Raw genomic sequence first — 8,065 nt, 5'->3', positions numbered from 1 at the left:
TATCTCCTGGAGTCCCTCGCCGTCGCGGAGGTGGCCGCCGGCCGCTACACGGCCGCCACGGCAAGTGCGTCGGAGGGGCTGCGCCTGGCCAGGGAGACCGGGCAGGAGAGCAGCGTCTGCCGGAACCTCAGCACCCTCGCGCTGCTCGGGGCCATGCAGGGTCGCGAGGACGCCTGCCGGTCGTACGCCGCCGAGGCTCTGGAGCACGCGGTTCCGCGTGGCCTGCGGCTCCAGGCAGCCAGTGCCTCCTGGGCGCTCGCCCTGCTCGACCTCGCCTCCAGCCGACCGGCCGAGGCGCTCGCCCGGCTCGAGAAGCTGGCCGCCGGGTCGGAGACCGGCCATCCGGTCGTCGCGCTGCTGGCCGCGCCCGACCTCGTGGAGGCCGCCGTCCGGGCCAACCAGACCGAGCGCGGCCAGACGGCGCTGGCCGGCTTCGAGCAGTGGGCCACCCACACCGCCCCGCCTTGGGCGCTCGCGCTCGTGCCCCGCTGCCGTGGGCTGCTGTCGGCCGGCGCGACCGCCAACCGTCACTTCGCCGAGGCGTTACGGCTGCACGGCCCCAGCAGCCGGCCGTTCGACCGGGCCCGAACCGAGCTGCTCTACGGCGAGGCGCTCCGCCGTGCCCGTCGGCGGGTCGACGCCCGCGAGCACCTGCGCGCCGCCTTCACCACCTTCGAGCAGCTCGGCGCCTCCCCCTGGGCGGAGCGAGCGCGAACGGAGCTGCGCGTCAGCGGCGAGACGGCCCGCCGGCGCGACCCCAGCACCCTCGACCAGCTCACCCCCCAGGAGCTGCAGATCGTCCGCTTCGTCGGCCACGGGGCCACCAACCGCGAGGTCGCAGCCCAGCTCTTCCTGAGCCCGCGGACGATCGACTACCACCTTCGGCAGGTCTTCACCAAGCTCGGCATCTCCTCCCGCGCCGAGCTCATCCAGCTCCGCGTCGACGACCGCGTCAACAGCGCGCCCGAGGCGGTGTAGCACGAGGGTTCGGGCCACGCCCTCCCGTGGGCGTCCGAGGACTGGCGAATTCACTGATCCGAGCCGGCGGCCCGGCTGCGACGCTGCTCGCAAGATCCCTTGGTCGCGTGGGTGCGCCGATCCCGCCTGGGCGTGCGAAACCTGCGCGAGGGGGCACCCCCGCGGCCACCGGCCCGGAGGCCTCATGGACACCACCGCCCGCGCAACGCCGGTTGCCGACCAACCGGCCAGGGTCGCGCCGAGCGTTCGCCGCTCGAGGCGGCGGCGCCGCCCTTCCGGCGCGCCGCCGCCGCTGCCCCGGCACCTCGAGACCAGCGGTGTCGGGTGGCTGCTGGCCGCCGTCGGGCTGGTCGTCGTGTTCACGGTCAGCTTTGTCGCCAGCCGGCACGGCGCCGCCGTCGCGGTGACCGCCGCCGACGACCGGGTCGTGCGATGGCTCTCCGGGCTGCGCAGCGGCTGGCTCACCAATGCCCTGCAGGTGGCGGCGTTTCCCGCCAGCTGGCTGGCCTCCAAGGTCCTCGCCTGGTGCATCGTCGTCCCGCTGCTGGTGTTCAGGCGGATTCGCCATCTGGTCGTCTACGTTGTCGCCTTGGCGGTGACCTCGCAGCTGGCCCTGGTCCTGTCGGCCGTGCTCAAGCGGCCCAGGCCGTTCGGGGCCGCCATCGACGGGAGCTGGAACGGCTATGCGCTGCCGTCGATCCAGGTCGCCGTGCTGGCCGCGAGCCTGGTCAGCGTCCTCTACGTGCTGGTGCCGGAGGGCCGCTGGCGCCAGCTCGGCAAGTGGGCGGCGACCGCGGTCGTCGCGCTGGCGGGCCTGGCCCGGGTCGCCCTCGGCGTCGACGCCCCGACCGACGTGCTGCTCGGTGCCGTCATCGGCGTGACCGTCCCGCTGCTCGCTTACCGCTGGTTCACCCCCAATGAGGTCTTCCCGATCAGCTACCGGCGCGGCCGCACCGCCCACCTGGACGTGGGTGGGGCCCGCGGCCAGGCCATCCGTCGTGGTGTGCAGGATCAGCTCGGCCTGGTCGTCGAGGAGGTGAAGCCGTTCGGGCTGGCCGGCTCGGCCGGGTCGACCCCGCTGCGGATCACCGTCGCGGGCGACCCGGGGACGGTCCTGTTCGGCAAGCTGTACGCCCGCAGCCACCTGCGCTCGGACCGCTGGTACAAGCTGGGCCGGGAGCTGCTCTACGGCCGCCTGGAGGACGAGAAGGCCTTCAACACCGTCGGCCGGCTGGTCCAGCAGGAGGACTATGCCCTGCGGCTGCTCCGTGACGCCGGCCTGCCCACGCCGGCGCCCTACGGGGTCGTCGAGCTCACCCCCGAGCGCGAGTACCTGATCGCCTTCGAGTTCTTCGAGGACGCCAAGGAGCTCGGCGAGGCCGAGGTGGACGAGGCGATCATCGACCAGGGCCTCGGGATCATCCGCAGGCTGTGGGACGCCGGCCTCGCCCACCGCGACATCAAGCCGGCCAACCTGCTGGTCTGCGACGGCCGGATGGTGATGATCGACGTCGCCTTCGTCCAGGCGCACCCGAGCCCCTGGCGCCAGGCCGTCGACCTGGCCAACATGATGCTGTGCCTGGCCCTGCGCTCCAGCCCGGAGGTGGTCTACCAGCGGGCCCTGCACCTGTTCACGGTGGAGGAGATCACTGAGGCGTTCGCCGCCACCCGCGGGCTGACCATGCCGTCCCAGCTCCGCAACCTCATGCGGGAGAAGGGCCGCGACCTGCACGCCGAGTTCCTCGACCTCCTGCCCGAGCGGCCCCGCCCCATCTCCATCCAGCGTTGGAGCATCCGCCGGATCGGGCTGGCGGTGCTCACGCTGCTCCTGGCCATCGCCGTCCTCGGCATCGGGTGGGGCCGGCTCATCAACGACAGCGACGTCGAGAACGCGCCGATCCAGGCGCGGACGCTTCAGTGCGAGCCCCACGAGCCGCTCTTTCTCATGGCCCAGTCGGTGCCCACCGCCTCGCTGGTGCCGTGCATCGAGATCCTCCCGGTCGGCTGGACGCTCGGCGACGTGGTGGTCGCCAACGACAGCTCCCGGTTCACGCTGACCAGCGACCGGGGCGGTGTCCTGGTCGCGGAGCTCACCGCCTCCTGCGACCTCGGCGGGGCGGTCGAGCTGACCTCCGAGCGGCCGGATGCACGACGCTACCTGCGGGCCGAGCGCAACGCCGCCGGGGTCGTGATGACCCGCACCTATACCTTCCCGGGCGGCTGCATCACCCAGCGCCTGGTCGCACCCGAGGCCAGCCGCCAACAGCTGGCCGGCGAGTCGTCGTCCGCGCTGAGCTTCACGACGCGCGACGCCCTGGCCGCCGCCCTCCGGCGCGATTCCGACGGCCGGCTCGACCTGGACGTGACCGCCAGATGAGGAGATCGCTGCGATGAGTGAGCAACCGGCAACCGCTCGGAAGCCGCCGCCTCGTACCCGCCGGATCGTCCAGGTCGCGTTGTCGCTGCTGCTGGTCGTGGTGATCTTCTACTACCTGCTCCGCGGCATCGACCTGGCGACGGTGTGGGCCGAGATCCAGGCCCTGACCTGGCTGGAGCTGGCCACCCTGGTGGCGATCGCCGGCTGGAACCTGTGCACCTACGCCTGGGTGTGGATGGCGGTCACGCCGGGCCTGTCGTTCTGGCGGGCGATGGCGATGACCCAGGCGACCACCGCGGTGGCCAACACCATACCGGCCGGGGTCGGGGCGGCGATCGGCATCGGCATGACCTACACGATGCTCGGGTCGTGGGGGTACTCGCGGTCCCGGACGACCACGGCAGTGCTGGTCTCAGGGGTGTGGAACAGCTTCATCAAGCTCGGCCTGCCGGTGCTGGCCCTTGCCCTGGTGGCTCTGCAGGGCGGCGCCACCGGGGGGCGGGTCATCGCCGCCCTGCTCGGCATCGCCGGGCTGGCCGCCGCGGTCGTCGTGTTCGCGCTGATGTTGCGCAGCGAGGAGGTGGCGCGCCGGTTCGGGCTGCTCGCCGGCCGGGTCGCCTCGCGGCTGCTGCGGCTGGTGCGGCGGCCGCCGGTGACTGGCTGGGAGCTGGCCACGGTCAAGTTCCGCACCCGCACCGTCGGCCTCGTCCAGCGTCGCTGGGTCGCGATCACGGTCACCTCGCTGGCCAGCCACCTGTCGCTGTTCCTGGTGCTGCTGGTCACCTTGCGCCACGTCGGGGTCAGCGACGCCGAGGTCTCCTGGGCCGACGTGCTGGCCGTGTTCGCCTTCGCGCGGCTGGCCACCGCCATTCCGCTCACTCCCGGCGGCGCCGGGTTCGTCGAGGCCGTGCTGATCGGCGGGCTGGTCGCCGCCGGCGGCGCCAGGCCGCAGGTGGTCGCCGCCGTCCTGGTCTACCGGGCGCTCACCTGGCTGCTGCCGATCCCGGTGGGCATCGGCTGCTACCTGTGGTGGCGGCGGAGGTCGTTCGTGGCGCCGGGCATGGAGGCGCCGACGCCGGTAGGGCTCGAGGCGACATGATCGCGATCCGCGACCAGCAAGGTTGGGAGGCTGTGACATGCGGCGACTGAGGGCCGTGCTCGGCGAGGCCCGCGGGTCGAACCAGCTGCGGGAGCTGGCACGGTGGCTGAACCCGCTGGCGACATCACCGGCGGCACCCCGGCAGACCGTGGCCGCCCTCGACGCGTTCGGGCCGTCGTTGATGCCGCGCACCGCGAGGCTGCACGGTGTCGCCATGGGGCTCGGGATGCTCGGGGCGCGGGCAACGACCGGCGTGGTCGAGAAGCTGACGAGGCTGGCCGTGCCGGCCGACGCCCCCCTTCCCGCCGAGCTCGCGGCCCGGGCGGTGATCGGCGGCGCCGGGGCGGCGCTGGCGGCGGTTCCGGAGCGCCATTGCCAGCGGCTGTGGGTGGCGTCGCTACGGTCCACCGGTCAGCTGCTCCGGGACGGTGCCGCTGGTGCCGCCGTCCACGATCTTGGCCGCTGGGCGCAGCGGTACCACCCGAGCCAGCCGGCTGTCCGGCCGATCGCCGTCGGCGCCGTCCACACCGCGGGGCTGCTCTACCGGGCGGCGCGGCGGCTGCCCGCGCGGGAGGCCGGGGCGGACCGCTGGCCGCGGCCGCAGGCGTCGACAGTGCCGGGCGCGCTGGCCACCGCGTATGCCGTCACCACGATCGGGACCGGCCTGGCCAGAGGCTTCGTCTGGTCACGTGGCGCGCTCGAGTCCTACTTCGGGCCCGGGCCGTCCAAGCGGGTGCTCGCACGGCTGGTCAACGCCGGACTGTGGGCGGGGGCGACGATGGCGGTCTACAACGCCGGAGTGGCCTATGTGGGGCGGGCCAATCAGAAGGTCGAGCCGGGGTATGCCACCGCGCCCACCAGTCCGCTGCTGTCGGGATGCCCCGAGAGCCTGCTGCCGTTCGCCGACCTCGGCCAGCAGGGACGCCGCTTCGTCACCGACGTGGTCACCCCCGAGCTGATCGAGGAGGTCATGGGGGAGCCGGCCATCGCCCAGCCGATCCGCACCTATGTCGGGTTCAACAGCGAGCCGCTGTACCAGACCGGCCGGGCGGAGCTGGCCCTGGCCGAGCTGGACCGCGCCGGCGCGTTCGACCGGTCCTACCTGCTGCTGATCTCACCGACCGGCACCGGCTGGGTCGACCAGACGCTGATCGAGGCCGCCGAGTTCCTCACCCGCGGCGACATCGCGACCTGCTGCATCCAGTACGCCCGGTATCCGTCGTTCCTGTCGGTCCAGAAGGTGGCGCTGGGCCGCCGGCAGTTCCGGCTCCTGCTGTGGGGGGTCAAGCAGCGGCTGGCCGGCCTGCCACCCGAGGGGCGCCAGCGGGTGCTGGTCTTCGGCGAGAGCATGGGTGCCTGGACCAGCTCCGACGTGGTCATGTACCAGGGCATCGACGGCTTCGACCACTACGGGATCGACCGTGCCCTGTGGGTCGGCCTGCCGTGGCTGGCCAAGTGGTCCCGGAGCGGCATGACCCGGGGCAGCAGCACCCTCGTCCCGCACGGGACCGTCGAGGTGTTCGACCGCCAGGAGCAGCTGCAGGAGCTGGCCGAGGAGGAGCGGGCCCGGCTGCGGGCGGTGGTGCTCTCCCATGACAACGACCCCATCGCCGTGTTCGGACCCGACCTGCTGGTGCAGCGACCCACCTGGTTGGCCAACGGGCAGCGGGGCCGCGGGGTGCCCGAGCAGTTGCGCTGGCTGCCCCTGGTCACCTTCCTCCAGACCGGGATGGACGCGATGAACGCGATGCTGAAGGTGCCGGGCGAGTTCACCTCGTTCGGCCACGACTACCGCGCCGACATGGCGGGGTTCGTCGGCGACGCCTACCGCCTCCCCTACGCCACCGCCCCGCAGCTCGCCGGCATCGAGCGGACCCTCCGGACCCTGGAGCTGGAGCGGGCCGAGCGCATCAAGGCCGAGCATTCGCATGCCGCTCCTCCGGCGCCCGCGCAGCGATCCGGCGGCGACCGGATCCGTGGTGGCGTGCCGCTCCACAGCCCGCGGACCCGAGGCGCCCGCTGGATCGGGAGGCGAGGGCCGAGCGGGCGGACCGGCGCCGCGGCTACCGGCGGGTCCGAGGCATCGACGCCGAGATCTCCAGCACCGCGGTGCTGACGCGGCTGGCCCGGTTCCAGCGGCTGGATCCGGGTGACCTGGTCGTCACCGGCACCCCCGGCGGTACCGCCCGCGACCCGGGCTGAAGACTGGCGACTTCGCTGATCCGACCCGCCGGCGGTGCCGCGACACTGCTCGTGGAACCTCGGGTCGCCCGGGTCCGCTGGTCCGAGACGGAAGGACCGACCGACGGGAGCAACCATGAACGGCCCGGCCGCCGACGCGGAGCAGCACACGCTGGCCGGCGGGGACGCCGTGGGCCGGGCCGTCCGGGTCAGCGACGGCGTCGAGCTTCACTACCTCCGCGGCTCGGCGTCGAGGACAAGACCTACGTGGCCTATCCCGGTGCCGGCCACACCTTGGACTTCGAGCCCGACCGCAGCCGGTACCTGGCCGACATGCTCGGATGGCTGTCGGCTCGGGTCCCATCGGGGCTGTCCCGGCCGATGGGCGGTGGTCTCTAGATGCCGACGGTGACCGAGCTGCGGCTGTTCGCGGTCGACCTTCCCTTCAAGGCCGCGTTCCGGCACGCCGCGGCCGCGCGGACGACCTCTGAGAGCTTGTTCATCCGTATGACCCTGGATAGCGGTGTGGATGGGTGGGGGGAGGCATTGCCTCGCGCCTACGTTTCGGGGGAGAGCCGCCAGGACGCGTTCGCTCTGCTTCGTGACCAGGTCCTGCCGGCGCTGGTCGGGCGCAGGTTCCAGTCGTTTCCCGAGGTGTTCTCGTTCCTGGAGCAATGCGATGGCAAGGCCCCGTCGGAGTGGGTCGGCCCCGACCTACCGCAGACCTCGGCCTGGGGCTGTGTCGACCTGGCCCTGGTCGACGCGTTCGGCAGGGCCTTCGGTGAACCGGTGTCGCTCGGCGGCCAGCCATCCGAGGGGGCGTTGGAGCGCTACCGCTACAGCGGGGTGGTGTCCGCCGGGCGAGGCTGGCCCTATGTGAAGTCGCTGCTCAAGATGCGCGCCTTCGGGTTCCCGCACGTCAAGCTGAAGGTTGAACGTGACGGGACCTTGCCGGCGGCGAGGACGGCCCGGCGGCTGCTCGGGCGCCGGGTCGACCTTCGGGTCGACGCCAACATGGCCTGGGAGGTCGAGCCGGCGCTGGAGCTCATCGGCCGGCTGGGTTCGGTCGGGATCTGGTCGTTCGAGCAGCCGATCGCCGCCGGTGACCTTTCTGGCCTGGCCCGGCTGGTGGCCGAGTCATCGGCGCAGATCGTCGTCGACGAGGGCTTGAGCGACCGCGAGTCGTTGCAGCGGTTCATCAGCCACCGGGCCTGCACGGGGGCGAACGTGCGGATCTCCAAGTGCGGCGGCCTCATCGGCGCCTCTGCCCGGTGCCGGGAGGCGCTGGACGCTGGCCTTATGCTCCAGGTCGGCTGCCAGGTCGGGGAGTCGTCGTTGCTGTCGGCGGCCCACCTGGCGCTGCTCGAGGCGTTGGCGCCGCTGACCCCGGGAGTGCGGTACGCCGAAGGCTGTTTTGGCCGGCATCTGCT

At 72.8% G+C, this 8,065-nt stretch carries 6 protein-coding genes; all 6 read left to right on the top strand.

Annotation, left to right across the window (positions count from 1 at the left end; all coding sequences use genetic code 11):
- Nucleotides 1-978 (top strand): LuxR C-terminal-related transcriptional regulator (locus VF468_03275; GenBank protein HEX5877335.1); only part of this gene is annotated, 978 nt, incomplete at its 5' end.
- Between the two features lie 184 nt (nucleotides 979-1,162).
- Nucleotides 1,163-3,355, top strand: coding sequence for a phosphatase PAP2 family protein (locus VF468_03270; protein HEX5877334.1), 2,193 nt, complete (start codon nucleotides 1,163-1,165; stop codon nucleotides 3,353-3,355).
- 13 nt (nucleotides 3,356-3,368) lie between these two features.
- Nucleotides 3,369-4,454: a lysylphosphatidylglycerol synthase transmembrane domain-containing protein gene (locus VF468_03265; GenBank protein HEX5877333.1), complete on the top strand. Its 1,086-nt coding sequence runs from the start codon at nucleotides 3,369-3,371 to the stop codon at nucleotides 4,452-4,454.
- A 37-nt stretch (nucleotides 4,455-4,491) separates the two neighbouring features.
- A complete protein-coding gene (locus tag VF468_03260) occupies nucleotides 4,492-6,570 on the top strand; it encodes an alpha/beta-hydrolase family protein (protein HEX5877332.1) in 2,079 nt (692 codons plus the stop codon).
- Complete coding sequence (locus VF468_03255; protein ID HEX5877331.1) at nucleotides 6,564-6,656, top strand: fumarylacetoacetate hydrolase family protein; 93 nt, start codon at nucleotides 6,564-6,566, stop codon at nucleotides 6,654-6,656. Before VF468_03260 ends, VF468_03255 begins: the two co-directional genes overlap by 7 nt.
- Before the next feature lie 378 nt (nucleotides 6,657-7,034).
- A partial coding sequence (locus VF468_03250; GenBank protein ID HEX5877330.1) for an enolase C-terminal domain-like protein occupies nucleotides 7,035-8,065 on the top strand: 1,031 nt, incomplete at its 3' end.

The organism is Actinomycetota bacterium (assembly GCA_036280995.1).
In the GTDB taxonomy this organism is placed as follows: domain Bacteria; phylum Actinomycetota; class CALGFH01; order CALGFH01; family CALGFH01; genus CALGFH01.
The sequence above is the reverse complement of the archived record's forward strand: the minus strand, read 5'-3'. Positions and strand labels throughout refer to the sequence as shown.